This window comes from Streptomyces sp. NPDC018947 (assembly GCF_044390505.1).
Taxonomy (GTDB): domain Bacteria; phylum Actinomycetota; class Actinomycetes; order Streptomycetales; family Streptomycetaceae; genus Streptomyces.
This window is the reverse complement of sequence record NZ_JBIRZD010000005.1, coordinates 203,476-228,408: the sequence shown is the minus strand read 5'-3', so window position 1 is coordinate 228,408 and position 24,933 is coordinate 203,476. Positions and strand designations below refer to the sequence as shown.

General features: G+C 73.2%; 24 protein-coding genes. 2 read left to right on the top strand and 22 right to left on the bottom strand.

Annotation, left to right across the window (positions count from 1 at the left end; genetic code table 11):
* Positions 1–318: 318 nt before the first annotated feature.
* Positions 319–1,356, top strand: coding sequence for a polyprenyl synthetase family protein (locus ACH499_RS12865; protein WP_356205559.1), 1,038 nt, complete (start codon positions 319–321; stop codon positions 1,354–1,356).
* 53 nt (positions 1,357–1,409) lie between these two features.
* A complete protein-coding gene (locus tag ACH499_RS12860; protein ID WP_399015391.1) occupies positions 1,410–1,625 on the top strand; it encodes a hypothetical protein in 216 nt (71 codons plus the stop codon).
* 443 nt (positions 1,626–2,068) lie between these two features.
* Here ACH499_RS12860 and ACH499_RS12855 read toward each other — a convergent pair whose 3' ends face one another.
* The 22 genes from ACH499_RS12855 to ACH499_RS12750 form a co-directional block, all read right to left on the bottom strand.
* The gene (locus ACH499_RS12855; protein WP_356205560.1) at positions 2,069–3,196 is read right to left on the bottom strand and encodes a helix-turn-helix domain-containing protein; all 1,128 of its coding nucleotides are present in this window, start codon (positions 3,194–3,196) and stop codon (positions 2,069–2,071) included.
* Positions 3,197–3,230: 34 nt separating this feature from the next.
* Positions 3,231–4,076 carry an ABC transporter permease gene (locus ACH499_RS12850; protein WP_356205561.1) on the bottom strand — a complete coding sequence of 282 codons (846 nt, stop codon included), beginning with the start codon at positions 4,074–4,076 and terminating at the stop codon, positions 3,231–3,233.
* A 35-nt stretch (positions 4,077–4,111) separates the two neighbouring features.
* Positions 4,112–5,056 carry an ATP-binding cassette domain-containing protein gene (locus ACH499_RS12845; protein WP_399015389.1) on the bottom strand — a complete coding sequence of 315 codons (945 nt, stop codon included), beginning with the start codon at positions 5,054–5,056 and terminating at the stop codon, positions 4,112–4,114.
* A gap of 117 nt (positions 5,057–5,173) precedes the next feature.
* Positions 5,174–5,713 (bottom strand): YbaK/EbsC family protein, encoded by a 540-nt coding sequence (locus ACH499_RS12840; RefSeq protein WP_356205563.1) that lies wholly within the window; start codon positions 5,711–5,713, stop codon positions 5,174–5,176.
* On the bottom strand, positions 5,713–6,459 hold the full coding sequence (fabG, locus tag ACH499_RS12835) for a 3-oxoacyl-[acyl-carrier-protein] reductase (RefSeq protein ID WP_356205564.1): 747 nt from the start codon (positions 6,457–6,459) through the stop codon (positions 5,713–5,715). Before fabG ends, ACH499_RS12840 begins: the two co-directional genes overlap by 1 nt.
* A gap of 32 nt (positions 6,460–6,491) precedes the next feature.
* On the bottom strand, positions 6,492–6,965 hold the full coding sequence (locus tag ACH499_RS12830; RefSeq protein ID WP_356205565.1) for a hotdog domain-containing protein: 474 nt from the start codon (positions 6,963–6,965) through the stop codon (positions 6,492–6,494).
* Positions 6,959–7,360 (bottom strand): 3-hydroxyacyl-ACP dehydratase FabZ family protein, encoded by a 402-nt coding sequence (locus ACH499_RS12825; RefSeq protein ID WP_399015386.1) that lies wholly within the window; start codon positions 7,358–7,360, stop codon positions 6,959–6,961. The genes ACH499_RS12830 and ACH499_RS12825 overlap by 7 nt, the downstream gene beginning before the upstream one ends.
* A complete protein-coding gene (locus ACH499_RS12820) occupies positions 7,357–7,620 on the bottom strand; it encodes an acyl carrier protein (protein WP_356205567.1) in 264 nt (87 codons plus the stop codon). Before ACH499_RS12820 ends, ACH499_RS12825 begins: the two co-directional genes overlap by 4 nt.
* 35 nt (positions 7,621–7,655) lie before the next feature.
* Positions 7,656–8,768 carry a beta-ketoacyl synthase N-terminal-like domain-containing protein gene (locus tag ACH499_RS12815; RefSeq protein WP_399015516.1) on the bottom strand — a complete coding sequence of 371 codons (1,113 nt, stop codon included), beginning with the start codon at positions 8,766–8,768 and terminating at the stop codon, positions 7,656–7,658.
* Between the two features lie 57 nt (positions 8,769–8,825).
* Positions 8,826–9,767 (bottom strand): beta-ketoacyl synthase N-terminal-like domain-containing protein, encoded by a 942-nt coding sequence (locus ACH499_RS12810; protein WP_399015382.1) that lies wholly within the window; start codon positions 9,765–9,767, stop codon positions 8,826–8,828.
* Positions 9,768–9,769: 2 nt separating this feature from the next.
* Positions 9,770–10,906 (bottom strand): beta-ketoacyl synthase N-terminal-like domain-containing protein, encoded by a 1,137-nt coding sequence (locus tag ACH499_RS12805; protein WP_399015380.1) that lies wholly within the window; start codon positions 10,904–10,906, stop codon positions 9,770–9,772.
* Positions 10,903–12,159: a beta-ketoacyl-[acyl-carrier-protein] synthase family protein gene (locus ACH499_RS12800; RefSeq protein WP_356205571.1), complete on the bottom strand. Its 1,257-nt coding sequence runs from the start codon at positions 12,157–12,159 to the stop codon at positions 10,903–10,905. The genes ACH499_RS12805 and ACH499_RS12800 overlap by 4 nt, the downstream gene beginning before the upstream one ends.
* Before the next feature lie 116 nt (positions 12,160–12,275).
* Positions 12,276–12,536 carry an acyl carrier protein gene (locus tag ACH499_RS12795; RefSeq protein WP_356205572.1) on the bottom strand — a complete coding sequence of 87 codons (261 nt, stop codon included), beginning with the start codon at positions 12,534–12,536 and terminating at the stop codon, positions 12,276–12,278.
* 141 nt (positions 12,537–12,677) lie between these two features.
* A complete protein-coding gene (locus ACH499_RS12790; RefSeq protein WP_399015378.1) occupies positions 12,678–14,399 on the bottom strand; it encodes a phytoene desaturase family protein in 1,722 nt (573 codons plus the stop codon).
* Between the two features lie 72 nt (positions 14,400–14,471).
* Complete coding sequence (locus ACH499_RS12785; protein WP_356205574.1) at positions 14,472–15,200, bottom strand: DsbA family protein; 729 nt, start codon at positions 15,198–15,200, stop codon at positions 14,472–14,474.
* 28 nt (positions 15,201–15,228) lie between these two features.
* Positions 15,229–16,230 (bottom strand): hypothetical protein, encoded by a 1,002-nt coding sequence (locus tag ACH499_RS12780; protein WP_356205575.1) that lies wholly within the window; start codon positions 16,228–16,230, stop codon positions 15,229–15,231.
* Positions 16,231–16,246: 16 nt separating this feature from the next.
* Positions 16,247–17,071 carry an alpha/beta hydrolase gene (locus ACH499_RS12775; RefSeq protein ID WP_356205576.1) on the bottom strand — a complete coding sequence of 275 codons (825 nt, stop codon included), beginning with the start codon at positions 17,069–17,071 and terminating at the stop codon, positions 16,247–16,249.
* A 249-nt stretch (positions 17,072–17,320) separates the two neighbouring features.
* Positions 17,321–18,523 carry an NAD(P)/FAD-dependent oxidoreductase gene (locus ACH499_RS12770; protein WP_399015375.1) on the bottom strand — a complete coding sequence of 401 codons (1,203 nt, stop codon included), beginning with the start codon at positions 18,521–18,523 and terminating at the stop codon, positions 17,321–17,323.
* Positions 18,520–20,292 carry a non-ribosomal peptide synthetase gene (locus tag ACH499_RS12765; RefSeq protein ID WP_356205578.1) on the bottom strand — a complete coding sequence of 591 codons (1,773 nt, stop codon included), beginning with the start codon at positions 20,290–20,292 and terminating at the stop codon, positions 18,520–18,522. Before ACH499_RS12765 ends, ACH499_RS12770 begins: the two co-directional genes overlap by 4 nt.
* Before the next feature lie 97 nt (positions 20,293–20,389).
* The gene (locus ACH499_RS12760; protein ID WP_399015373.1) at positions 20,390–23,353 is read right to left on the bottom strand and encodes an amino acid adenylation domain-containing protein; all 2,964 of its coding nucleotides are present in this window, start codon (positions 23,351–23,353) and stop codon (positions 20,390–20,392) included.
* 30 nt (positions 23,354–23,383) lie between these two features.
* A complete protein-coding gene (locus tag ACH499_RS12755) occupies positions 23,384–24,208 on the bottom strand; it encodes a mycofactocin-coupled SDR family oxidoreductase (RefSeq protein ID WP_356205580.1) in 825 nt (274 codons plus the stop codon).
* Positions 24,209–24,217: 9 nt separating this feature from the next.
* Entirely contained in the window at positions 24,218–24,925 is a 708-nt protein-coding gene (locus ACH499_RS12750) for an alpha/beta fold hydrolase (RefSeq protein WP_356205581.1), read from the bottom strand.
* Positions 24,926–24,933 lie beyond the last annotated feature (8 nt).

Here is a 24,933-nt window from a genome sequence, read left to right as displayed (position 1 = left end):
CGTCCGAACATGGGGGGAAGCTCCTTCTCAGGGGTGCATGGGCGCACCGATTGTCGGACGCGTGTGTTCCGCGCCGTCGGTTCGCGGCGGGAACCTGGCATCAACCTGCCTGGCACCGGGGCGGAATCCCTCCCCGCCCGTTCCGGGCGGCGTCCGGCCACGGGTCGCGGTAGGCGCGGACACCGGGCGTCATGACACCTTCATGCCAGGCCCGTTGTCGGTCTTGGGGTGGACTGCAATGGTTGCGGCCGGAAACAGCGGACGACCCACGACCGTGGCTCCATCTCGCGGGCCGCCCCGACGGAATGAGTTCCTCTCGTGACGGCAGAGCAGCTCTACGAGGCCCCGACGGCCGCCGCCGCGCTGCTGCGGCACCTCGGTCCCGACGCCCCCGGTTTCCAGGACCGGTTGGGCGGTGCGCTGGCCGATGCGGAGCGCCTGCTGCGGGAGTGCACGCTCGAACCTTCCGATCACCGGGTGCGGGCCATCACGGGGCACCTGGCGGCCACGGGCGGCAAGAGAATGCGGCCCCTGCTGGTGCTGCTCGCCGCGGAGTTCGGTGATCCCGGCAGTGAGGGCCTGGCCCGGGCGGCCGTCGTCGCCGAGCTCGTCCACCTCGCCTCGCTCTACCACGACGACGTCGTGGACCGCGCCACCACCCGGCACGGGGCCGCCAGCGTCAACGCCCGGTGGGGCAACCGGCTCGCCGCCCTGGGCGGGAACTGGCTGCTGGCCAGGTCCGCCCGGTTGTCCGCCGGCCTCGTGCCGCAGGCTCTCGCCCTCAACGCCCGGACGGCGAACCGGATCGTGACGGGCCAGATGCGCGAACTCACCGGCCCGAGACCGGGCGAGGACCCCCTCGCCCACTACTTCCGGGTCACCGCCGGCAAGACCGCCGCGCTGCTCGCCATGTCGCTGGGGGTCGGCGCCTTCCAGTCCGGGGCGTCCCGGGCGGTGGCCGACACCCTCGTCGAGTACGGCGAGCAGCTCGGCATCGCCTTCCAGATCGCCGACGATCTGCTCGACCTCCGCTCCCCCGAGGCGTCCAGCGGCAAGGAACAGGGCAAGGACCTGCTCGTCGGGGTGCCCAGCCTTCCCGTGCTGCTCGCCCGGGAGGGAACGGACGCGTGCGACGCCGAGTTGCGTGAGCTGCTGGCGGCGGGGCCCGCGGCGGGGCCGGACTGGCACCGTCGCGCCCTCGACCTCTTCTCGGTGTCCCGGGCCATGGCCCGCGCGGAGGCGCTCATGCACCAGAGGCTGGCCCTGGCGCGGGCGGCGCTCGCCCCCCTGCCGCCGCTGCCCGCGCGCGACACCCTCGACGCGCTCTGCGACTTCGTGGCCGTGCGCACCGGGTGACCCGCGCCGTATCGGGCAGCCAGGCACGACGACCCGTCCCGTGAGGAGATGCCGTGTCCGCATCCGTGCTCGTGCTCGCAGGGCCGCTGGGCCCCGCCGTGGCGAAGCTGCTCCACACCGGCTTGTCCCCGGAGGAGCTGGCGACCGCCGCCGCCCTTCTGGTCCGCGCGGTTCCTCCCCCCGCCTGCCCTCCGCACGGCGGGGCGACGGCACCGGCCGAGGCGTGCGACGGTCGTCCGGCGGGGGACGGACGGGGAAACAAGGGATGAGGTGACCGCCCGTCTGCCCGCCCGCTCCGACCGCCGCCGGCAGCCGGGTCCCGCCCGCACCGGAAACCACGGCCGGCACGCGGCCACGGCGCACGCCGGCCCGGGCGACGGCCCCCACCCGGGCGTGCCCACGAGCCCGCCCGCGCGAGAGCCGCCCGGCACCTGGACGAACCACGCGGCGACGCACGGGACGACCGCCCGCCGGCCGGGCAACCCGCCCGGAACCGGAGTCCACGGCGTCCGCCGCCCCCGACGCACGCCGGCACGGGCGGCGGACCTCCCCGCGAGCCACGACGGACCGCTCCCCGGCGGCACCGCGTCAACGGCCCCGGCCGGTCGCGACGGCCCGCGCCGCGCCCTCGCCCTCCCGGAGCCGCCGGCCTCGGTGGCACACCCCGCACCCACGCGTCGACGGCTCCCGGTGCCATGTGCTGGAGGACGGGTCAGATCAGGCCGACCTGCATGGCGCGGGCGCCGGCCTGGAACCTGCTGCGCGCGTCGAGTACGACCATGGCGGCCGCCACGTCGTTGCGGACGGTGCGCACGCTGCATCCCAGCCGGCGGGCTATGGCGTCGTCGGTGAGGCCCTCGGCCAGGAGACGCAGGACGATCTCGGTGCGGGGTCTGCGCGTGGTCGCGGTGCCGACGGTGCGTCTGAGCTGCCGGACGACCGAGCCCCGCTCCCAGAGCCGCTCCGACAGCGCGCACAGGGAGTCCAGTTCCGCCGCGGAGCGCACCACCCGGGGTGTCCCGGCGTCGTCGATCACCACGGCCGCCGCCCCGTCCATGATCATGGCGTGAACCGGTACCGAGTCGGCCGTGCGGGGCGGGACGTCCTGCTGAGCCAGCCACTGCGCGTGGCCCATGGCGGGACGGGCGTGGAAGACCGAGGCCCCCCACACGGCCCGCAGCCGCGCACCGCGCCGCAGCGCCATGTCCACGATGGGGCGGGAGAAGGCGAAGCCGCCCTCGACGTGCCGCGGGACGAGGAACATTACCTCGCTCTCGGCCTTGGCGACCATCCGTTCGACCACGGTGCACGCGTCGTTGCGGTGCCTGCCGCCGTCGGCGGACTCCTCGATGCGCTCGTGCAGGGCGATGAACCGGTCGATCTCGACCGGGCGGGGCTGCGGGAAGCGTTCCTCGTGCATGGACCGGGCCAGCAGGGCCGGGAGGGCGATGCACGGCTCGACCGCGCGGAAGGCGGAGGGTTCTTCCGCCGCGACCGCGGCGAGGCCCTCGGCCAGCAGTGTCTCCATCGCTCGTACGACCTCGGGCTCCGGCCAGTTCAAGGCCTGCGCCAATTCCCGCGTCCGCCAGTTCGTCCGCCGGAGCAGCCTCCGGTAGAGGAGCTCAGAACGTTCGTCGAGACCGATTCCGGATTGCGCCACGTCAACCTCTCGGATGGTGTCACCCCAGGGGCAGGTATTGCCCTTTCGCGGTGCAAACCTAGGCGCGGCAAGAACGGCTTGGAGTTTTCGGAAGCGGGTTCGACAGCTTGGTGCCACCAGGACAGGACATCCCGCCCACCGCACGCGGGCGGTGGGCGGGATGAGGGCACAACCGGTCATCCGGTCCGTGGCCGGATGACCGGGGTCATGGGGGTCACATCACTCGGAACGAACGCTTCGAGATCGGGGCGCACACACACACCAGCGCCAGGCACACCCCGACGGTGGTGAGGATCTCCAGCGCGCTGACGTCCCCGGCGACCATGCTCCGCACGGCGTCGTTGGCGTACGAGATCGGGTTGCCCTGGGCGATGACGCGCAGGCCGGTCGGCATCGACTCCGGCGGCACGAAGGCGTTGGAGGCGAACAGCAGCGGGAAGGTGAGCAGTGTGGTGATCATGCGCAGCACGTCGCCGTTGCGCAGCAGCGCGGCCATCATGATGAAGATCCAGCTCATGGACCAGCCGACGAGCAGGCTCATCAGGATGGCGCCGAGCACGCCGAGGATCCCGCCGGGGGGCGAGAACCCGAAGATGATGGCGGCCAGCACGGCCACGGCGATCAGCTGGTAGAGCGAGCGGGCCGCGTCGGCGAAACTGCGCGCCAGCAGCACGCTGAACCTGTTGATGGGCAAGGTGTGGAAGCGGGTGATGACGTCGTTGCGCAGGTCGTTGATGAGACCGTTGCCCGCCTGGGCGCCCGCGGCGACCGCGGTGATGATCATGATGGCGGGGGCCAGGCCGTCGATGTACGCCATGTCCGTCGACATCCCGGGCGCCTCGCCCAGCACCTTCAGCACGCCGGCGAACATCAGCAGCATGACGAGGGGTTCGACGAACGTGACGATGATGACGCCGGCGTTCATGTAGGGCCGCAGCGAGCGGCCGGTGAGGGCGACGGTCTGGGTGACCAGGCCGCTGGTGCCCCATTGGGCGGTCGCGGCGTCCCGCCGTCCTGGTGGTGTCCGCCGGGGACCGGCCCCGGCCTCGACGACCGTCATCTGTGCTCCTTCTGCGGTGGGGATGGTCGGGACGGTCACGCGGGCACCGGCGCTCCGGCGGGCTCCTGGGTGAGCCTCAGGTAGACGTCGTCCAGGGTGGGCTCGGAGAAGCCGAGTTCGGCTATCTCGACGTGCGCCTCGTTCAGGGTGCGCACGACGACCGCCAGGTCGGCGGAGGCGGCGACCGGGACGCCGAGGGCGGCCGGGGAGTCCGGGGAGCGCGTGGCGCGGAATCCCGCGGTCTCCAGGGCGCGCTCCGCGGCCGGCGCCTCCGACTCCGCCGACAGCGACACGGTCACCATGCGCTGGCCGACGGCCGCCTTGAGTTCCGCGGGGGTTCCCTCCGCCACCACGGTGCCCTTGGAGAGCAGGGTGATCCGCTCGCAGAGCCGGTCGGCCTCCTCCAGGTACTGCGTGGTGAGCAGGACCGAGACGCCGTCCTTGGCCAGCCGCTCGACGACCTCCCACACGGCGATGCGTGAGGTGGGGTCCAGCCCGGTCGTCGGCTCGTCGAGGAAGATGACCTGCGGCGAGCCCACGAGACTCGCGCCGATGTCCAGCCGCCTGCGCATGCCGCCCGAGTACTGGGACGCAGGCCGCTTCGCCGCCTCGGTCAGGTCGAACATCTCCAGCAGTTCGTCCGCGCGGGCCAGTGCCTGGCGCCTGCCGGCACCGAGCAGCCGGGCGATCAGCGTCAGGTTCTCCCGGCCGGAGAGCTGTTCGTCCACGGAGGCGAACTGCCCGGTCAGGCCGATGCGGCGACGGACCTCCTGGCCGTCGGTGGTCACGTCGAGGCCGCCGATGCGGGCGGTGCCGGCGGTCGGGACCAGCAGCGTCGACAGGATGTGGACCAGCGTGGTCTTGCCGGCCCCGTTGTGGCCCAGCAGGCCGTGGATCGAACCCTCGGGAACCGAGACGTTCACACCGTCCAGCGCGGTGACGTCACCGAACGACTTCGTTACGTCGATTGCCTCAATCATGGGATTGGCCACGTGCTGGGCCTCCGTTGCTCTCTCCGGCGGCCCGGTGGCAGGCCATGGTTCGTTTATTTTCTCGGGAAATTCCGCAAGCGCTGCCTCGTGATGCTAGAGGTGATATCAGAACGGAGAGGGGTTGCCTGCAGGTTGTTGAAATACGGCGGTCGGCACGCTGTCCTGTTCGGCGATCCGGGCGATACGCGGCCGCGCCATGCGCAGGTAATCCTCGGTGGCGAGGGCCATGGACAGATCCAGCCGGGCCGCGTTGAAGAACAGCGTGTCGCTGCGGAGCAGGTCCTCCTCGACGATCAGGTCGAGGTCGGGGTGGAAGGAGAAGGGGATGATCGATCCGCTGACCGAACCGGCGAGCCGCTCCGCGGTCTCCCGGTCGGCGAATCCCGCCTTGCGCCCGCCGGCGCAGGCGGCGACCCGCTCCAGGTCCAGGCGCCGGTCGCCGGGGATGACGGCCAGCACGTAACGGCAGGTCCGCTTGGTCGGCCGCACCGCGACCACCAGGCACTTGGCGCTCTGTTCCAGCGCGTGCCCGCGCAGGGCGCTGGCCACCTCGGTGCGGCCCTCGGGCGGGTGCTCGATCATCCGGTACTCGGCGCCGTGGTGGTCGGCGAGGGCGCGCAGCCTGAGGTAGGTCTCCCCGGGCATCAGACCGTCAGGCCGCCGTCGATCTGGAAGACCGAACCGGTGATGTAGGCGGCCCGCTCGCTCGCCAGGTAGGCGACGAGATCGGCGACCTCGTCGGCCTGTCCGAAGCGCCGGAGCGGAATGCTCTTCGCGGCGTCCTTCTTGACCTTTTCCGCCAGTTCGGCGGTCATATCGGTCTCGATGTATCCGGGTGCCACCACATTGGCCCGGATGTTGTACCGGCCGACCTCTTTGGCGAGCGCCTTGGAGAAACCGATGATGCCGGCCTTGGAGGCGGAGTAGTTGGACTGGGTGGCGTTTCCGTAGACGCCGGCGATGGAGGAGATATTGATGATCGTGCCGGATTTACGCTTCATCATTTCGAATATCACGGCACGGCACACGTGGTAGACGCCGTCGAGATTGGTGTCCAGGACCCCGTGCCAGTCCTCGTCGGACATGAGGACCAGCGGGTTGTCCCGGGTGATGCCGGCCGAGCTGACCGCCACGTCGATGGGGCCCAGCTCGGACTCCGTACGGGCGACCCAGTCCCGGACCGAAGCGGCGTCGGTGACGTCGGCACGGACGGCGAGCACCCGCCGGCCGAGTTCACCGGCCTCCTTCTCCAGTTCCAGCGCGGCCTCCTCGCCGGACCGGTAGCAGAAGGAGACGTCGTGTCCCTCGGCCGCGAGCCGCAGTACGACGGCCCGGCCGATCCCGCGCGATCCGCCGCTCACCAGGGCGACCGGCGCTGTGTTCTCCGTCATGACACTCCGTAGGTTGTGTTCGAGGGTGCGGTTCAGGAAGAAGAGGGCGGCGCGAGCGCCTCGCCCGGGCGGAAGGCCATGGTGATGCCGCCGACGGTCAGCAGCGGCTCGCCGCCGATCGTGCTCTCGCCCTCGAAGATCATCGTGTCGCCGACGGCCCGCTGCAGGCGGGCGTGGTGTTCCACGGTGTCGCCGGGGAAGGCTCGCCGGTGGAACTCGATGCCGCTCATCGAGCCGAACAGCATCACCTGCCCGTCGGCCGTGCCGCCGGCCAGACGCGTCGCGAGGATCCCGGCCGTCTGGGTCCAGGACTCGATCAGCAGGAAGTCCGGGTAGGCGAACTCGTCCGGTGCCGGCCGCGGACCGAGACGGGCGTACCAGGGCTCGTTGAGGGTGACCGCCTTGACCGCCCGTATGCGGTCCTCCGCCGCCTCGAGCACGCGGTCGACCAGCAGCATGGGGTAGCGGTGCGGCAGCGCGGCGCGCACCTGCGCGGGGGTCAGCACGAAGCCTCCTCACTCCGGTAGCGCAGACGGACGGAGGCCGCCTTGCCGCGTTGCGTGGCCACCTTCGCGGTGCAGCGCCATCCGCCGGCGCGCGGGGTCCAGGCCACCTCGACGGCCAGTTCGTCGCCCGGGTGGACGGCGGCCGTGAAGCGGGTGGACTCCACGGCGGCCAGCCGCAGGTCACCGGCCTGCGGCGGCCGTACCGACTCGGCCGCCCGGCGGACGCACTCCATCACGCAGACGCCGGGGAAGATGGGAAAGTCCGGGTAGTGGCCGGCGAAGACCGGCTCCTGCTCGGTGATCGCCACCGTGAAGCCGGCCGTCCACGCTCCGGAGTCCTCGTCATGGGCGGGTTCGCGCACGGGCCGAGCGGTGGCCAGGACGGCGGTGGTCACGAACGCTCCACCAGTTTGCGGCGGACCACGTCGTAGGCGCTGTCCAGCGTTCGGACGGTGCTCATCTCCGCCTCGGCGAACTTGATCCCGTAGGTGCGCTCCAGCACGACGACCACTTCGAGGGCCATCAGGGAGTCGACCCCGAGGCTCTGGACGAAGTCGGTGTCGTCCCCTACGTCGGTGACGTCGGCGTCGATGGTCTCGGCGAGCAGGTTCCGCAGGTGTTCGCGGTCGAGTCCGGCGTCCGCGTCGATCGGCATGTCTGGCTTCCTTTGCTGGGGCGGGTGAGGTGGCGTCAGTGCGCGTGCAGACGCAGGGCGGCGCAGGCGACGACGCCGTTGTCGTCCACCGAGGAGACGAGGGCGACGGCGCCGTCGGGGACCGCGGACCGTTCGGCGGCGGCCAGCAGCGCTCCGATCTGGAAGGCGGCGGAGGCCGCGGCGGTGTCGCCCACGGAGGTCATGGCCGGGGCCCGGTCGAGGACCTCGGCGCCGAAGCGGGCGGTGAGCGCCTCGCGTTCCTGGTCGCCGACCGTGCCGGACGGGCCGGCGGCGGAGACCGCCCACACGTCCCCGGCCGCCACCTCGGCGCGACGCAGGACGGCGTCCACGCACGCGCCGAGGGCCTCGCGCGGGTCGTCGGCGTACACCCGGGACTGCACGGCCAGGACATCGGCCAGTGCCAGGTCCCGTGCGCCCGGCGTGTCGGCCGACTCCAGCATGAACATGGCGCATCCCTCGCCGAGGAGGGCGCCCGCGCCGTCCTCGCCGCGCCGGTGGTGCTCCAGCCAGGCGCGGGCGTCGGAGAACTCCTCGGCCGCGCCCGCCAGTACCGTCCGGGCGCGGCCGGACGCGAGCAGCCCGGTGGCGTAGCTCAGCGCGGACAGTCCGGCGACCCGGCCGCCGGCGATGGTGGTGTTGGGGCCCTTGAGGCTGTGCCGGATGGCGCACTGGCCGGCGGCGCAGTTCATCACCGCGTTCGGCATCAGCGAGGGGTCGACGTAGAACGGCTTGTCGCCCTCGAGCGAGGCGCGGGTGAAGTCCATCATGCTCTGCGCGCTGCCGGTGGTGGTGCCCAGGACCAGCGCCGTCTCCTCGTCGGAGGCGGTGCGCCGGTCCCCGGAGTCGGTGAGCAGGTCGCGGACCGCGGTGACGGCCAGGCCGGTCACCCGGTCCATGGAGCGGGTGCCCTTCTTGCCCAGTACCTCGCGCAGTTCGAACGCGGGGATCAGGCAGGCGTGGTCGTCGGGGGCGGCCCACTTCCCGGGGTTCAGCGGGGTTCTGGTGTCCTGTCCGGCCAGCACGCCGGACACGAACCTGTCCTTGCCGATGCCGTACGGCGAAACCGCGGACCAGGCGGTGATCACCGGCCGGGTCGCGGTCGCCGACGCGCTCGCCGAGAGGGTCATGGTCACATTCCGTTCTGCTCGGTGGTGCTCGGTGTGGTCGAAGTGCGGTGGGGCCGCTCAGGCCGCGGCGGGCCGGGCGCCGGCCGCCGTCGGCGGGCGCAGCACCAGCGTGGCGACGCCGTCGTCGGAGTCGGTGCCCGCCACCAGCCACATCGGTCCGTCGGCGCCCGCGTCGAAGGCGCCGATCGCCGCCGCGCACTGCACGACCCCGAGGGCACCGGACAACTCGCCCCACACCGCGGCGAGGTCGTGCACGGGCAGCCCCTTGGACAGGGCCGGGGCGGCGGCGGCCGGCGCGTACCAGGCGGCCGGCTCGCGCTCGGCCTCGGCGAGTTCGGCGATGGTGCCCGCCACGTCCAGGCCCCTGGTGTGCGCGCCGATCACGGCCCGGACGGTGGCGCCGCGGGCCTCGGCGGACTCGGCCCGCTCCAGCACCAGTGCGGCCGCGCCGTCGGCCAGCGGGCCGCCGACGAGACCGCGCGCGATCTCGTTGTCCGGCTCCACTCCCACCACGACGGCGTGGTCGGCGCGGCCGGAGCGCAGCAGGGCGGCGCCCCAGCGGATCGCGTCGAGCCCGGAGGCGGGTCCGTTGCACAGCATCAGGTTGGGGCCCTTGAGCCCCCATCTGATCGCGATCTCCGAGGCGATGATGTTGCTGGAGGCGTTCGGGGTGTCCATGGGGCTCACGCCGTGGGTGCCCTCGTCGGCGATGGTCTTCACGACGCGGCAGACGGTGTCGACGTTGCCCAGGTTGGAACTGACCAGCACCGCCGTACGGGTGCCGTCGACGGTCAGTTCGCCGTCCACCAGCAGTCCGGCGTCGGTCAGCACGCGCTGGGTGGCGCACAGCCCGAGCTGGGTGGCGCGGTCCTTGTAGCGCAGGCCCTTCTTGCCCAGGACGGCGGCCGGTTCGACGGTGCCCTCCGGGCGCCGGGCGGCGGCCAGGGCGGTGGCGGAGTCGGCTCCCGGCAGGGCGACGCCGACTCCCGTGACGGTCATCATCATGATCCCTCGACAATCGCTACGGCGTTGACCCCGCCGAATCCGAACCCGTGCACCTGGGCCAGCGCCACCTCGTGCTTGGTCTCCCGGCCGCGGACCAGGCGCAGTCCATCGGCCTCCTCGATGGGCCGGTCCAGACCGACCAGCGGCGGCACCTTGCCGGTGGCCATCACCTGCAGGGTGGTGACCAGGCTCATCAGGCCCGCCGAGCCGCTGGTGTGACCGGTCATCGGTTTGATCCCGGTGAGCAGCGGACCGCCGGCGGCCTCGCCGAAGACCTCGCCGTAGGCGGTGATCTCCACGAGGTCGTTGAGCGGGGTGCCGGTGCCGTGCAGCAGGACCATGTCGATGTCCTCGGGGCGGGTGCCCGCCAGCCGGTGCGCCTGCCGCATCGCCTCGGCGACCTGGGCCGGGTCCGGGGCGGTGGGGTGCTTGGCGTCGCAGGTCATGCCGACGCCGCGCAGCTTGCCCCACAGCCGGCCGCCCGGCCACTTGACCTGCTCGCCGCGCAGCACGACGGCCGCCGCGCCGTCGCCGAGGATGGTGCCCCGGCGGTCGACGTCCAGGGTGCGCAGCGCGGTCGGCGGGTTGGGCTGGACCCGGTCGGCCAGCCCGTGCATGGACTCGGTGATCGAGTCCACGCCCGCCACGATGACGGTGTCCGCCTCGCCCAGCGCCAGCAGGTCCGCGCCGAGCGCGAGCGTGTACAGGGAGGCGGAGCAGGCGTTGGAGACGGTGAGGGTGTCGGCGGTGCCGAACCGCTCCCGCAGCGCGGTGCCGAAGTGCAGGCGGGAGGCGTCGAACGGCACGCCGTCCCGCCACCACAGCTCGGCGGAGCGCAGCTCGCGCAGTCCGGTGCCGACAAGCACCGGGACGCCGGAGAGGTCGTCGCCGAGACCGGCGTCCGCGGCGGCCTGGCCGACGGCGTCCAGCAGGAACTCGGTGGCGCGCAACGTGCGGTCGGCGCCCTCGGGCCGGTCGTCGATCTCGAAGAGCTGCTTGCCGTTGTACAGGTCGCTGTCGAATCCGCGCAGCGGACCGAGTCCGCCGCGGCCGGCGCAGAGGCTCGCGAAGATCTCGTCTGCGTCCCGGCCGATGCTCGCGACGGCCCCGACGCCGATGATGGGCACCTTCATCGGACACCCTCCTGGTACTTGCCAAGGATCACGATGGCGTTGTTGCCGCCGAAGGCCAGGCCGTTGTTCTGCACGACCCTGAGGTCGGCCTCGACCGACTGGTTGGGCACGCAGTCGATCTCGCACTCCGGGTCGGTCTCGCGGTGGTTGATGGTCGGCGGGATGAAGCCGTGGTGGATGGACAGGGCGCACGCGATGGCGGCCAGCGCGCTCGCCGCGCCCATGGTGTGGCCGAGCATCGACTTGAGGGAGACGGTCCGCGGCACGGTGTCGCCGTAGACGTCGTGGATGGCTCGCGACTCGGTCACGTCGTTGGCCTTGGTGCCGGTGCCGTGGGCGGAGATCAGGTCGACCTCGGACGGCTTGACGCCGGCGTTCTCCAGGGCGATCTCCATGCAGCGGGCGACGCTGGACTGGTTCGGGGCGACCTGGTGGTAGGCGTCGCAGTTCATGCCGTAGCCGAGCACCTCGGCGTAGACGCGGGCGCCGCGGGCCCGCGCGGAGGCGAGGCTCTCCAGCATCAGGACGCCCGCGCCCTCGCCGGTGAGGATGCCCTTGCGGTCGGAGTCGAAGGGGCGGCACACGTCCGGGGCGATGGTGCCCAGCCGGTAGAAGCCGGTGAAGGTCTTGCGGCACATGGCGTCGGCGCCGCCGCAGAGGGCGTAGTCGACCTCTCCGCTGCGGATGGCGTCGAAGCCCTGGCCGATCGCGTAGTTGCCGGCCGAGCAGGCGGTGGCGATGGTCACCGCCTCGACGTCGGACAGGCCCAGTTCCTGCGCGGCCGCTATGGAGAGGCGGTTCGGCGAGACGCGCCGGGTGACGGTGGGGTCCATGGCGGCGGGTCCGGAGGCGACCTCGGTGCCGACCAGGTGGTCCAGTTCGTAGGACTCCCCGTCGGTGGTGCCGATGGAGATCATGCCGCGCCGGGCGCGCAGATCGTCCAGGTCGGCGCCGGCCGCCTCGACGGCCATGCGGGCGGCGGCCACGGAGAACTGCGTGGCGCGGCCCAGGGTCTCGGTGGGCAGGTTGTGGATCCAGCGCTCCGGTTCGGCGCCGGTGATCTCGCACCCGTTGGCGTGCGCGAAGCCCTCGGTGTCGAACAGGGTGATCGGCTTGGCGCCGCTGCGGCCGGCCCGCAGCCCCTCGGCGAACTCATCGGCGCCCACACCGATGCTGGAGAACACGCCGAACCCGGTCAGCACCACCCGGGTGGCCGCGTCGTCACGCGTCGCGTCGGAAACGTTCACTGACATCAATCTCCCTCGGTACGGCGTGGTCGCCTTGGATGAGGACGTGTGCCGGGACGCCGGCCGGGCCGCGGAGGGCCGGGGCACGCTGCCCGGCCCTCCGGCCGCCCGGCACGTCGCCGTTACTTCTGGGCCGCGAGGGCCTCGCCGACCACGGCGTAGACGCCGTCGAGGTTGACCATGCGCTCCAGCTCGGACTGCTCGATGGTGACCTTGAACTCCTTCTCCAGACCGGCGAGGATCTCGATGGCCCGCAGCGAGTCGGCGCCGTGGTCCTCCTTGAAGAGGCTGCTGTCGGTCACCTCGTCCTCCTCGAGCTCGAGGACGTCGCAGACGATCTCCTTGATGCGGGCCTGGCTGTCGGTGTCGATGGCGGTGGTCATGTGAATCCCTCTGTTCTTCCTGTGGTTCGGTGTGTGGGGTGGGTCGTGGCGGCCGGCGGGCCTGAGCCCTGCGGGCCGCACGTTTCTCGGGGGCGGGCGCGTGCGCGTTCCGCCGGTGTCACCGGCGGGGTGCACGGGTGGTCACGCGCGCGCCGGTGTGACCGCCGGGCGGGAGCCGGAAGGGCCGCGGGAGGCGGTGCGCCGGGCGCCGCCGCGGCAGGCCTCCCGGGGGTCCCAGCCCGGCGGGCGCTCGGGCAGCAGGTCCGGGTCGCCGTACACGGTTCCGGCGCGGGCGGCGGCCAGGAGCGGCTCGCCGAGGATGTCGCCGGCGCAGCCGATCCCGCCGAGCATGACGCCCGCGATGCCGTTGCCGGCCTGGGTGCTGGCGCCGACGACGTGCAGGCCCCGTACGGCGGTCGCGGTGCCCGGGCGGGTGGTGCCGCCCCACTCCGCCATGCCGAAGGGGGTGCCTCCGGTGGAGAGCGTGTAGCGCTCGTGGGTGAGCGGGGTGGCCGCCTCCAGGTGCGTGATGTGCGGGCGCAGCGGGCCGAGGGCCTTCTCCGCGGCGTTCAGCGTGGCCTCGGTGAGTTCCTGCTTGCGCCGCAGGTAGGTGGGGTTGCGCCGGTAGGCGCCCCCGCCGGCCGGTCCCTCGTCGACGCCCCACCAGGCGTAGTCCGGCGGGCACAGCGTCATCACCTGGAGGTTGGCGTGTCCCGGCGGGCACAGCGTGCGGTTGTCCGGGTCCTTGAGCGAGGCGAACGAACAGAAGAGGAACGGGACGTCGCCCGTCTCACCGCCGCTCACCCGGTCGAAGTAGCCGTCGATGTCGTCGGTGTCGTACCACCACAGGTTGGCGTTGGGCCGCTCCCGCAGATCGGTGTCGAGGCCGAGGTAGAGCACCAGCCACGGCATGCCCATCTTCGCCCGGGCGGTGCGGTCGACGACCGACTTCCCGAAGTGTTCCGCGCCGACCAGTTCGAGCACCGTGCGCGGGTAATCCGCGTTGGACACCACGAGGTCCGCGGTGACGACCTCGCCGCCGTCCAGGAGGACGCCGGCGACCTTGCGGTCCTCGACGAGGATGCGGGTCACGCGGCTGCGGGTACGGACCTGTCCCCCGTGTGCCTCGATCACCTCGACCAGGCCCGCGGCGAGCATCTGCCCGCCCCCGGCCGGGTAGTAGGCCCCCCGCAGGTAGTGGTCGGTGACGCTGGTGTGCCGCGCCACCGTGGCCTGCCGGGGGGTGAGCCCGTAGTTGGGGGCCTGGGCGGCGAGCACGGTACGGGCCCGCGGCGAGAGGCGGCAGTGCCGGAACAGGTCGTCCAGGGTGCGCCTGCCCCACTGCCGGATGACGGCGGTACGGGCGGCGATGTCCTGGGGCGCCCACCGGTGGGCCTCGAACAGCGCGGCGCGCTGCTCCTCGCCGAGCGCCGAGCAGATGTCGACGAACGTGTGCAGGCCGTCGGCCTCCTCGGGCATGGCCTCGGTGAGGACCCGCCGGTACTCCTGCCAGCCGGCCGGCATGTCGACGGAGACGCCCGGCACCCGGATCAGGTCGAAGCCGTCCTGGTCCATCTCCAGGAAGTCCACCCGGTCACCGAGTCCGAGGCCGGACAGGATGCTCGGGATGACCCCTCCGGGTGCGCAGTCGCCCAGGTAGTGGACGCCCACATCGAATTCGTAGGTGCGGCGTCGCCGGAACACATGGCTGTTGCCGCCCACGATCGAGAACTGCTCCAGTACCAGGACGCGCTTGCCCGCGGCGGCCAGATACGCGGCGGTGGTCAGGCCGCCGAGGCCGGCACCGACCACGACGGCATCCCAGTCGGGGCCGCGCCCGGTGCCGTGCGCGTCGCTGTCCACAGTCGTCTCCTCGTCATGTGCCGTGGGGTGGGTGGGGTGCCCCGGCCGTCGCACCGGCCGGGGCGGGGCGGGTCAGCCGCAGCCGCCGGCGTGGCCCTGGTCGCCGCCGGCCGGGAAGAGGTCGGCGTGGGTGGCGGGGTCGGGGGCGTCGGCGGCCGGCCGGTCCGCTCCGGCGGCGGGCTCCTCGCCGAGGACCGCCCGGACGAAGGGCGCGACCCGGTCCACGCCCCAGAACTTGTCACGGCCGTGGATGAAGAACGGCACCCCGAACAGCCCGTCGTGGGCGGACTCGGCGAGCAGGGCGGCGCCCCGCTTGCGCAGGTCCGGGTCCTGGGCGGCGGTGGACAGCCGGGCGGCGTCCAGTCCGAGTCCGTCCGCGATGCCGGCGATCACCTCCGGATCGGAGATGTTCTTGCCGTCCTGCCAGCGCGCCTGGTAGGCGGCGGCCACGAACTCCTTGCCGCGTCCCTCGTCGTCGGCGGCGATCCACGCCAGGTGGGCCACCTCCCAGCAGGGGTCGCGGTCGATGGGCCAGCTGATGTTCTCCAGTCCCCGCTCGGTGGCGAGCCTGCGGGTGTCCTGAAGGATGTAGAAGTTCTTCGCCCGGCTCATGGCGACGATCGGCAGGGTGACGCCCTCGTCGGCCAGCAGCCGTGCGGTCTCCTCGTCCGGCTCCCAGAACGGCAGCCAGTCGATGGCGTCGAGCACCTCGGGACGGGTGCTCATCAGGTCGCGGTAGGCGAACCAGGAGTAGGGGCTGCGCAGGGAGAAGTACCAGCGCGGCCGGCGGCGGGAAGCCATGGGGTCCTCCGGGCTGTGGGATCGGGGGTCACTCGCCGCGCAGCGCGCGCAGGACCTCGTCGTCGAAGACGGCCATCTGCCACTCGGCGTCCGGCGACTCCTTGTGGCAGTAGCCGTGGGTGATCTCGCCGGTGGCGGTCTTGACGAGGGCGCCGTCCCGCACGACGTAGAAGTCCAGGCGGGAGGTGTAGAGCATGTCCTTGAAGACGGACTCCACCGTGTACACGGTGTAGAGGTCCTCCTCCATGATCGCCTCGTCGGTGAAGTGCAGCTTGTTCTGCGTCACCACGGGGATCCAGCCGCGCTCGTCGAGCAGCCGCTTGATGCTGATGCCGCGGGAGGCGACGAAGAGGTGCTTGGCCTCCTCCATCTGGCGCAGGTAGCCGGACATCTGCATGCGCTCGGTGAAGTGGCAGTAGTAGTAGGGGATGCGCCACTTCCAGCCGATGGCGTTGTCGTCACCGATGATCTCGGTGAGCACCGGGTCGGCCGCGGCGTCCTCACCGCGGTGGAACGCGCCGTGGAGGTCGTCGACCGGGGTGGAGGCGAGTTCGGTGGGCTCGGCGGTGGCGAGCCGGTCGACCACGAAGCGCTCCAGCGCCGCGGGGAGCGGGGCGGGGTCGGCGATGTTGGGGTCACGGCGCAGCAGCACGCGGAACTTGGACGTGACCGCCTTCTTCGGGGCGCCGTCGCGCTCGACGATCGCGGCCACCGCGAACACCATCTCGCGGTCGGTGTCCTTGGTCTTCGGGGTGACCTCGAGGGTCACGTCGTCGTCGAGGGTGAGCACGGTGTGCAGACGGGTGTCGACACCGACGACGTCGAAGTTGACCCCGTGCACCAGGTACAGCTCGGTGGCGCCGAGACCGATGGCCCGGAAGTGGTCGAGGACGGCGGCTTCGAGCAGGTAGTTGTCACACTTGAAGCCGATCGCGGTGTTGATGTTGCCGCCCTCGTAGGAGGGGCGCATGGTCACCGAACTCGGCTCGGTCAGCAGCTTCTTGATGTCGACATCGGTCACGGTGGCCATCGGTGTACTCCCGTACTCAGTTGACCGCCGCCGGGCGGTGCCCCGCCGGCAGCGTGGTGAGGAATTGCTGGACAGCGAGCGAGAAGAGCTCGGGCCGCTCGGCCATCGGTGTGTGCGCGCAGCCGTCGAGGCGCTCCATCGAGGCGTTGCCGAGGCGGGCCACGAGGGTCGCACCCTCGGACGGTGGTGCGATCGGGTCCTGGCCGCCGACGACGACGTGGACCGGCAGGTCCACCCGGCCGAGGGGCAGGAAGGGCGTGCGCAGATAGGCGTGCAGGTGGCGGACCACCCAGTGCGGGCCGAGTTGTTCGCAGGAGCGCTCGGCCATCTCGGCCCGCAGGTCCGCGGCGAGCGGCTTGCGCGAGCGGGCGTTGATGCCGTCCTCCGCGCCCTGCCGCAACAGGTCGAGGAAGCCCGGCAGTTCGCCCCAGGTGAAGTCCTCGGGACGCTGCCGGTGGAACGGGGAGACCAGTACGACGCCCCGGACGCCGAGTTCCTCTCGCGGGTCCCGGCCGGCCTCCGCGAGGTCGGCGAGCAGCGTGAGCAGCAGCACCGTCGCGTAGGAATGGGCGATCACCACGTCGACGCCGCCGGGGATCCGCCGTATCGCCTCGGTGATCCAGGCGCTGTCGTCGCGCTCGGCCACCGCGTAGGCGCCGCCGGCCCGCCAGGGCAGGCCGGCGGTCCACAGGTCCAGGCCGGGCGGCCGGTGCGCGACGAAGGCGTCCCAGCAGCTCTCGCTGCTGCCGAGGCCGTGCAGCAGCAGCGCACGCCGGCCCGCTTCGCCGGACGCGGTCCGCTGCCGGAGCACGAGCGGCTCGACATCGCCTTGTCGGAGCACCGGACATCCCTTTCCGAAGAAATTCGGGCAGCGGAGAATAGGGCCGGGGCAAGGGAATTCCTTTCCCTTGGCAGGTCCCCCGGGCCAACTTCCGCCACGCTAGCAACCTTTCCCGTACCGCCAGACGGTCGGCCGGTGTTTTTGCAGCGATATGCAATCCGCCGCACCGGCGCGCTTTATCGGCGCGCCGCACACTCAAATCATCCAGGAATTGCGGCCCGCCGAAAGGGCCGTTTCAGCAAGCTGCGACTACAGCTCTTTCCACGTGGCGACGACGTCGTCCGCGCCGGCGTGTGCCGCCAGCGCCCGCCGGGCCGTCACCAGGGCCTTCGGCCAGTTGACGGTCAGTACGGCCGACAGACGCGTGCCGCGCCGGTAGGCGACGGCGAACCGGCGGCGCTCGCCGCCGGAGCGGACCACGGTGACCTCGTCGCCGGGGCCGGGCCGGCCGAGCAGGGTGATCTTGCCGCCGTACTGGTCGGACCAGACGAAGAACTCGCCGTCGCGGGGCACCGGTTCGGGCCCGGTGATGCTGCGGGCGACGGCGTCGGCCTGCTCGACGGCGTTGGTCCAGTGCTCCACGCGGACGTGCCGGCGCAGCAGCGGGTCGTACCAGCGGGCGACGTCGCCCACGGCGTACACGGTCCGCGCGGCGTCGACGGCGCCGTAGGCGTCGCACAGGACGCCGCCGTCGTCGTCCAGCGGGACGCCGGAGCCGACCAGCCAGCCGGTGCCGGGGCGGACGCCGATGCCGACCACGACCGCGTCGGCGGGCAGCACGCTGCCGTCGGTGAGGGCCACACCGGTGACGGCCGGCTCGCCGACGAGCGCGGTGACGCCGGTGCCGGTGAGCAGCCGTACGCCGTTGTCGGCGTGGAGCAGCGCCAGTTCGGCCGCCACGTCCTCGCCGAGCAGCCCGGCCAGCGGCGCGGGCAGGGACTCCACCACGGTCACGTCGATCCCTCGGGCGCGTGCCGTGGAGGCCACCTCGGCGCCGACGAAGCCGCCGCCCACGACGACCAGCCGGCCGGTACCGATCCGGTCGAGGCCGGCCCGCAGCCGGTGGCAGTCGGCGAGGGTGCGCAGCACGTGCACGCCGTCGCGCGGCATGCCGGGCAGGATCCGGGGCGCGGCGCCGCAGGCGAGGACCAGCCGGTCGTAGCCGAGCCGGGTGCCGTCGTCGAGGCGCAGCACCCGGCCGGCCGTGTCCAGTCCGGCCGCCGCGGCGACGTGGCGCCGGGCGTCCCACTGCGCGGGGTCGCCGAGCGAGGCGCGCTCCGCGTCCCAGTCACCGGCGAGGATCTGCTTGGACAACGGCGGCCGGTCGTACGGGGCGTCCGGGTCCGGGTCGACCAGGGTGATCCGCCCGGTGTGGCCGGCCTCGCGCAGGCCCGCCGCGAGGCGGCTGCCGCCGACCGAGGCGCCGACGACCACCACGTGTCCCGCGGTCACGAGACGGCTCCCTCGACCGGGGCGCCGGGGGCCTGTGCGGCCAGGGCGCGCGGGGTGCGCAGTTCCAGTACGTCGCGCAGTCCGAAGCTCCAGCCGGCCCTGCGGGCCTTGGTGGCCAGCCGGGCGGCACGCAGGCTGTTGCCGCCGCGGTCGAAGAAGTCGTCGTCGAGGTAGACGGCGGGCAGGCCGAGGATCTCGGCGAACAGGGCGCACAGCCGGGCCTCGGCCTCGGTCCCCGGCGCGGCACCCGCCGGGGCGTCCTCGGCCGGGGGCTCGGGCAGGGCGTCCTTGTCGAGCTTTCCGTTGGAGGTCAGGGGCAGTTCGCCGACCACGACGACGGCCGCCGGGACCATGTAGGGGGGCAGCAGACGGGCGACGGCCTCGCGGATCGCGGCCGGGTCGGGGGCCGCGCCGTCCTCGGGCACGACGTAGCCGGCCAGGTAGCGGTCGCCGGAGCGGTCCTCGCGGGCGATCACGGCCGCCTGCCGGACCCCGGTCTGGGCGGCCACCACCGCGGTGACCTCGCCGAGTTCGATGCGGTAGCCGCGGATCTTGACCTGGTCGTCGGTGCGGCCCAGGTACTCCAGGAGCCCGTCGGGACGCATCCGGGCGATGTCACCGGTGCGGTACATCCGCCCGCCGCCGGGCGCGGCCACGAACCGCTCGGCGGTCAGCCCGGGCCGGCCCAGGTAGCCGCGCGCGACCTGGCCGCCCGCGATGTACAGCTCGCCCTCGGTGCCGGCCGGGACGGGGTTCAGCCGCGCGTCCAGCACGTGCAGGGCGGTGCCCGGGGTGGGACGGCCGATGGGCGTGGCGCCGGGCTCGACCGAGTCGTCCGGTCCGATGGAGAAGACGCAGCAGCCGACGGTCGCCTCGGTCGGGCCGTACTCGTTGACCACGGTCGCGCCGGGGTGGGTGCGCCGCCACCGCTCGACGACGTCGCCGATCAGCATCTCGCCGCCGACCACCAGGTCCCGGGTCGGCGACAGCGTGGCGGGCAGCGCGGTGAGCAGCGGCAGGTGCGACGGGGTGGCCTTGACGAACGCGGGCCGCACGGCCGCCGTGCCGGGCTCGGGCTCCCGGTCCAGCGATCCGACGCGCACCTGGCCGCCCTGCAGCAGCGGCCCGTACAGGGCGGTGACCGTGAGGTCGAACGCCACCGGGGAGTGCAGCAGCGCGCTCTGCGCGAGGCCGGGGTAGGCGGCGCAGGCGAACTCCAGGTAGCGCAGGAGGGTGTCGTGCTGCACCGTCACGCCCTTGGGGCGGCCGGTGGAGCCGGAGGTGTAGATGACGTACGCCAGGTTCCGGGCCGTGAAGGGGGCCCGCCGGTCGGCGTCGGTGGGGTCGTGCGCGGGCCCCCCGGCCGCCTCGGCGGCGGCGGTCTCGGCGGGGACGGCCAGCGTCCGCGGGCCCGTTGCGGCCGTCCCGGGCGCGTCGTCGTCGTCCGCAACGAGCATCAGCTCCAGGCCGGTGTCCTCGACGATGTACGCCAGCCGCCCGGCCGGGCAGTCGCTGTCGACCGGCACGTAGGCGGCGCCGGTCTTGAGCACCCCCAGCAGGGCCACCAGCAGGTCGGCCGAGCGGGGCAGCCGGACGCCGACCACGTCCTCCGGGCCGGTGCCGCGGGCCAGCAGCCGGTGCGCGAGCAGATTGGCCCGGCGGTTGAGTGTGGCGTAGTCCAGGTCGTGTCCGCCGCTGTGCACGGCGACGGCGTGCGGGGTGCGCGCCGCCTGCGCCTGGAAGAGGTCGACAAGGGTCGGGGCAGTCATGGTGGTGTCCTCGTGCGTCACGTACGTCTCCTGCGTGTCCTGCCTGAGCTGCGTGTGCTGCGGGTCCCGCGTCCGTCGGGGCCGGGGGCGGCGCGGGTCATCCGGCGCGGTCCGCGGCGAGCTGCCGGATCGTCGGGCGCAGGTACAGGTCACGCATGGGCACCGTGTCCCCGCCGCGTCGGCGCAGCGCGGCGCCCACGCGCATGGCGAGCAGCGAGTTGCCGCCCAGGTCGAAGAAGTTGTCGTCCGGGCCCACCGGCACGCCGAGCACCTCCCGCCAGACCTCGAGCAGCACCTGCTCGAACGTGTCGCCCCGCGGCGCCGCGGGCTCGCCGGTCACGGCGGGGGCTGCGGGGGCCGCGGGCGCGGCGGGGACGGCCGCCGCGGCGGGCCGGGGCAGCCGCCCGGTGTCCAGCTTGCCGTTGGTGGTCAGCGGCATCCGGTCGAGGGCGGTGACCGTCGACGGGACCATGTACTCGGGCAGGAACCGGGAGGCGCGCTGCCGCACGGAGGCGGTGTCGTCGCCGTCCATCACCACGTAGGCGTCGAGCTGGGCGGTCGCCGCGTCGTCGGGGTCGGTCCGGTTGAGCACCACGGCCGCGGCGGTCACCTGCGGGTCGTCCAGCAGGACCGAGCGGATCTCGTCCAGTTCGATACGGAAGCCGCGCAGCTTGACCTGGCTGTCCAGCCGGCCCAGGTGCTCCAGCCGTCCGTCGGGCAGCAGCCGGCCCTTGTCGCCGCTGCGGTACAGCCGCTCCCCCGTGTGCGCGTCGGTCAGGAACCGCTGCGCGGTGAGCTCGGGCCTGTTCAGGTAGTGCGCGGCGACACCGGCGCCGCCGACGTAGATCTCACCGGCGACACCGGCGGGCAGCGCCCTTCCCTCGGGGTCGGCGACCCTCACCCACCAGCCGGGCAGGGCGTGTCCGACCGACCTGGACCCGGCGAGCGCCTCGGCCCGGGTGACCGTCTGCGCGGTCACGTGCACCGTGGTCTCGGTGATGCCGTACATGTTGACCACCCGGCACCCGCTCTCGGGGTGCCGGTCGAACCAGGGCAGGAGCATCCGCGGGTCCAGCCCCTCGCCGCCGAAGACGACCAGCCGGACCGGCGCGGGGCCGGCGCCGTCCCGCTCGACCTCCACCAGGTGGGCGAAGGCCGACGGGGTCTGGCTGAGCACCGACACCCGCTCCTCGCACAGCAGCCGGTGGAAGTCCTCCGGGGAGCGCGTCACCCAGTACGGCACGACCACGAGCCGCCCCCCGGTGAGCAGGCACCCCCAGATCTCCCACACCGAGAAGTCGAACGCGCTGGAGTGGAACAGCGTCCAGGTGTCGTCGGGACCGAGCCCGAAGTCGCCGGTGGTGGCGGCCATCAGGCTGAGCACGTTGACGTGCGGGATGACACAGCCCTTGGGACGGCCGGTGGAGCCGGAGGTGTAGATGACGTACGCCGGGTCGTCCGCGCCGGCTTCCGACGGCGGAGGCCCGTCGCAGCGCTCGGGGGCCAGCTCCTCGAGTCCGGCCGGAGTCAGGACCCGGACGGTGTCACCGCCGGGGAAGTCGGCGCGGTCGGTGAGGACCGCGACCAGTCCGGCGTCCGAGGTCGTGTGGGCGAGTCGGTCGTCGGGGTGGGCGGGGTCCATCGGTACGTAGGTGGCGCCCGCCTTGAGGACCGCGAGCAGGACGACGACCAGCTCGGCGGAGCGCTCCAGGCACACCCCGACCCGGTCGCCGCCGGTCACGCCGAGGGCGTGCAGCGCGTGCGCCAGCCGGTCGGCGCGGTGGTCGAGTTCGCCGTACGTCAGCCGGGTGTCCTCGCAGCGGACGGCGACGGCGTCCGGCCGAGCGGCGGCGACCTCCGCCACGGCGGTGTCGATGCGGCGCGGCACGAAGGACGGCAGCGGCGCGGAGCGCCGGTGCGCGGCGAGGCGTGCGGTCTCCTCCTCGTCCCACGGGCGTGCGTCGGCGACCAGGGTGTCCGGGGTCTCGGCGAGCGTGTGGTGCACCCGGCGGACGTGCCGCAGGAGCTGTTCTGCGATCTCGGGCGAGAGCGTGCGCAGGGAACTGTCGCAGCGCAGTACCCGCGCACCGGCGTCGTCCCGGATCACGGTGACGGTCACCGGGAAGGGCGGCGTCTGGTACGGCAGGTACTCGGCGTGGTCCGCGCCGGGCAGCCCGGCGGCCGGGTCGCGGTCGGCGAAGACCAGTCCGACGGCGGCGGCCGTCGGCCCGGCCCCGTCCCGGTCCACGGCGGCGGCCGTCCGCCCGGCCCCGTCCCGGCGGGCGGCGACGGCCGTGCGCAGTTCCTTGTCGACGGTGCCGAGCGTGCACCCGCCGTCCGCCACGACCGGCGCCGTGACGACCGGCTGGGACGAGGCGCCCGAGTCGGGGACGAGCAGGGCGAGTGCGGGCCGCACGACGCCCTCGTAGCGGGCGAGGACGACGCCGAGCGCGGTGGCCCAGCTCTCGGCGTCCGTCGCGGGGTGCCCGGCGGGCAGCGGCAGCACACGGCTCACGGGGGTGTCCGGGCCGTGCGGCCGGCCCAGCCCCCAGTCGGGCCGCGCCGCGGACCCGCCCTGCCCCCGGTCGTCGCGCGGCGGCTCGGCGGCGGTGGGCGCGAAGTCGACGGCGGATCCCAGCAGTCGGGCCGTGAACGCGTGCAGCGCCGTCGTGTCCAGGACGGCACGGTGGGCCACCACGATCAGGTCCGTGACACCGTCGGCGTACCGCAGCCGCACCGCACGCACCGGGGCGTCCCGGTGGGCGAGGAGCGGGCGGGCGAGTTCGCGGGCCCGCCACCGGGCGGCGGCGGGCGCGTCGGCGCCGCACGGCACCCGCTCGGTCCACAGCCGCGCGGTGCCGGGGAAGGCGGCCCCCGAGCCGCCGGCCGCGGGCAGCGCGGCGGCCAGGGCGGTGAACCGGGCGGCGTACGCGTCCGGTCCGTCCGCCGCGGGGGCGGCGGTGAGGCGTACGCGCAGTGCGTGGCAGGCCGCGCCCGCCGGGGCGGCGGCCCGCTCGGGCGTGAACACCGCCACGGCGGCGTCCTGTTCAGAGATCGACACGACTGGTCCCTTAGGCATGGTTGTGATGGCTCAGCGGATGGTGAAGCCGCCGTCGACGGTCAGGACGGAGCCGGTCACCTGCCGGGACTCGTCGGAGGCCAGCCAGAGCGCGGCGCCCGCCACGTCCTCCGGCTCGATCAGCGCGTTCATCGGCTGCGACTGGACGAAGGCCTGCTCGTGCTCGCCGACCGGCAGCCTCAGCGACCTGGCGATCTCGGCGAGCATCCGGCCCTCGGCCGCGCTGTCGTCCCGGATGGATCCCGGGCACAGGGCGTTGACGCGGACCTTGAGCGGGGCGTAGTCCAGGGCGGTCGCCCTGGTCAGCCCGATCAGTCCGTGCTTGGAGGCGGTGTATCCGGCGAAGTGGCGGTAGCCCACCAGTCCGGCGGTGGAGGCGACGTTGACGATGCTGCCGGAGCGGCGGGCCACCATGTGGGGACCGACCAGCGAGATCATGCGCCAGGCGCCGGACAGGTTGACGTCGATCATCACCTGCCACTCGTCCTCGGTGATCTCGTGCGTCGTACGGCCCGACGGCGCCACGATGCCCGCGTTGTTGAGGAGCACGTCCACGGCGCCGAACCGGTCGAGCGTCTCGTCGACGGCCGCGCGCAGGGCGGCGCCGTCGCGGACGTCGGCCGTGGCCGTGAGCACCGCGGAACCCTGCTCGCGGCAGAGCCGCGCGGTGTGGTCCAACTGGCTGACGGTGCCGAGCGGGTAGGGCACGCCGTCCACGTCACCGCACACGTCGAGCAGGGCGAGGTCGGCGCCCTCCCGGCTGAACGCCAGCGCGCAGGCCCGGCCGACCCCGCGCGCGGCTCCCGTCACGACGACGGTCTTTCCTTGCAGGCGCACCAGGACTCCTCAGGAACGGTCGGGGCAGACGTCGGCGAGCACGTCGATCAGGCCTTCGGGGTTGTCGACCAGGTACATGTGGCCGCCCTCGACCTCCACGAACCGGAACTCCCCGCCGGCGGCGGCGGACCACTCGCGGGCCTGCTCGCCGGTCACCAGGGTGTCCGCGGTGCCGCGCACGGAGACGATCGGCGCGGGCAGCGGCTTGTCGGAGGAGGGGACGTAGCTCTCGTGCATCTCCACGTCGGCGCGGAGCGTGGGCAGCAGCAGCTCCCGCATCTCCGGGTCCTCCAGGGCGTCGTGCCGGTAGCCGGCGAACTCCTTGACGCGCTCCAGGAACTCGTCGTCGCCGAGTCCGCTGGCCCCGTTCTCGCGCCGGGTCCACGGCCCCGGGGAGCCGCTGACCACGAGGGCGGCCAGCTCGACGCCGTCGGTGGCGGCCAGCCTGTGGGCGATCTCGTACGACAGCACGGCGCCGAGGCTGTGGCCGAACAGGACGACCGGGCCGGCGCCCTTGGCGCGGTCCAGCACCTCGGGCAGCAGCCCGTCGGCGGCCAGGGCCACGTCCCGGTACGGCTCCTCGGCGAAGCGCTGTTCCCGGCCGGGGAGCTGGAGGGCGGCGAGCTCGAACCGGTCCTGGGCGAGCGGCACCCAGGGGCGGAAGACCGAGGCTCCCGCCCCGGCGAACGGCACGCAGAGCACGACCGTCTTCGACATGGTGATTC

What these genes read in the sequence shown, in the direction of transcription:
- ACH499_RS12785 (WP_356205574.1), bottom strand. Translation starts at nt 15,200, where the DNA reads ATGGCTTCCCGCCGCCGGCCGCGCTGGTACTTCTCCCTGCGCAGCCCC.
- ACH499_RS12845 (WP_399015389.1), bottom strand. Translation starts at nt 5,056, where the DNA reads ATGATTGAGGCAATCGACGTAACGAAGTCGTTCGGTGACGTCACCGCG.
- ACH499_RS12840 (WP_356205563.1), bottom strand. Translation starts at nt 5,713, where the DNA reads ATGCCCGGGGAGACCTACCTCAGGCTGCGCGCCCTCGCCGACCACCAC.
- ACH499_RS12765 (WP_356205578.1), bottom strand. Translation starts at nt 20,292, where the DNA reads ATGACTGCCCCGACCCTTGTCGACCTCTTCCAGGCGCAGGCGGCGCGC.
- ACH499_RS12850 (WP_356205561.1), bottom strand. Translation starts at nt 4,076, where the DNA reads ATGACGGTCGTCGAGGCCGGGGCCGGTCCCCGGCGGACACCACCAGGA.
- ACH499_RS12795 (WP_356205572.1), bottom strand. Translation starts at nt 12,536, where the DNA reads ATGACCACCGCCATCGACACCGACAGCCAGGCCCGCATCAAGGAGATC.
- ACH499_RS12750 (WP_356205581.1), bottom strand. Translation starts at nt 24,925, where the DNA reads ATGTCGAAGACGGTCGTGCTCTGCGTGCCGTTCGCCGGGGCGGGAGCC.
- ACH499_RS12805 (WP_399015380.1), bottom strand. Translation starts at nt 10,906, where the DNA reads ATGAAGGTGCCCATCATCGGCGTCGGGGCCGTCGCGAGCATCGGCCGG.
- fabG (WP_356205564.1), bottom strand. Translation starts at nt 6,459, where the DNA reads ATGACGGAGAACACAGCGCCGGTCGCCCTGGTGAGCGGCGGATCGCGC.
- ACH499_RS12820 (WP_356205567.1), bottom strand. Translation starts at nt 7,620, where the DNA reads ATGCCGATCGACGCGGACGCCGGACTCGACCGCGAACACCTGCGGAAC.
- ACH499_RS12780 (WP_356205575.1), bottom strand. Translation starts at nt 16,230, where the DNA reads ATGGCCACCGTGACCGATGTCGACATCAAGAAGCTGCTGACCGAGCCG.
- ACH499_RS12815 (WP_399015516.1), bottom strand. Translation starts at nt 8,768, where the DNA reads ATGACCCTCTCGGCGAGCGCGTCGGCGACCGCGACCCGGCCGGTGATC.
- ACH499_RS12800 (WP_356205571.1), bottom strand. Translation starts at nt 12,159, where the DNA reads ATGTCAGTGAACGTTTCCGACGCGACGCGTGACGACGCGGCCACCCGG.
- ACH499_RS12855 (WP_356205560.1), bottom strand. Translation starts at nt 3,196, where the DNA reads ATGACCGGTTGTGCCCTCATCCCGCCCACCGCCCGCGTGCGGTGGGCG.
- ACH499_RS12810 (WP_399015382.1), bottom strand. Translation starts at nt 9,767, where the DNA reads ATGACCGTCACGGGAGTCGGCGTCGCCCTGCCGGGAGCCGACTCCGCC.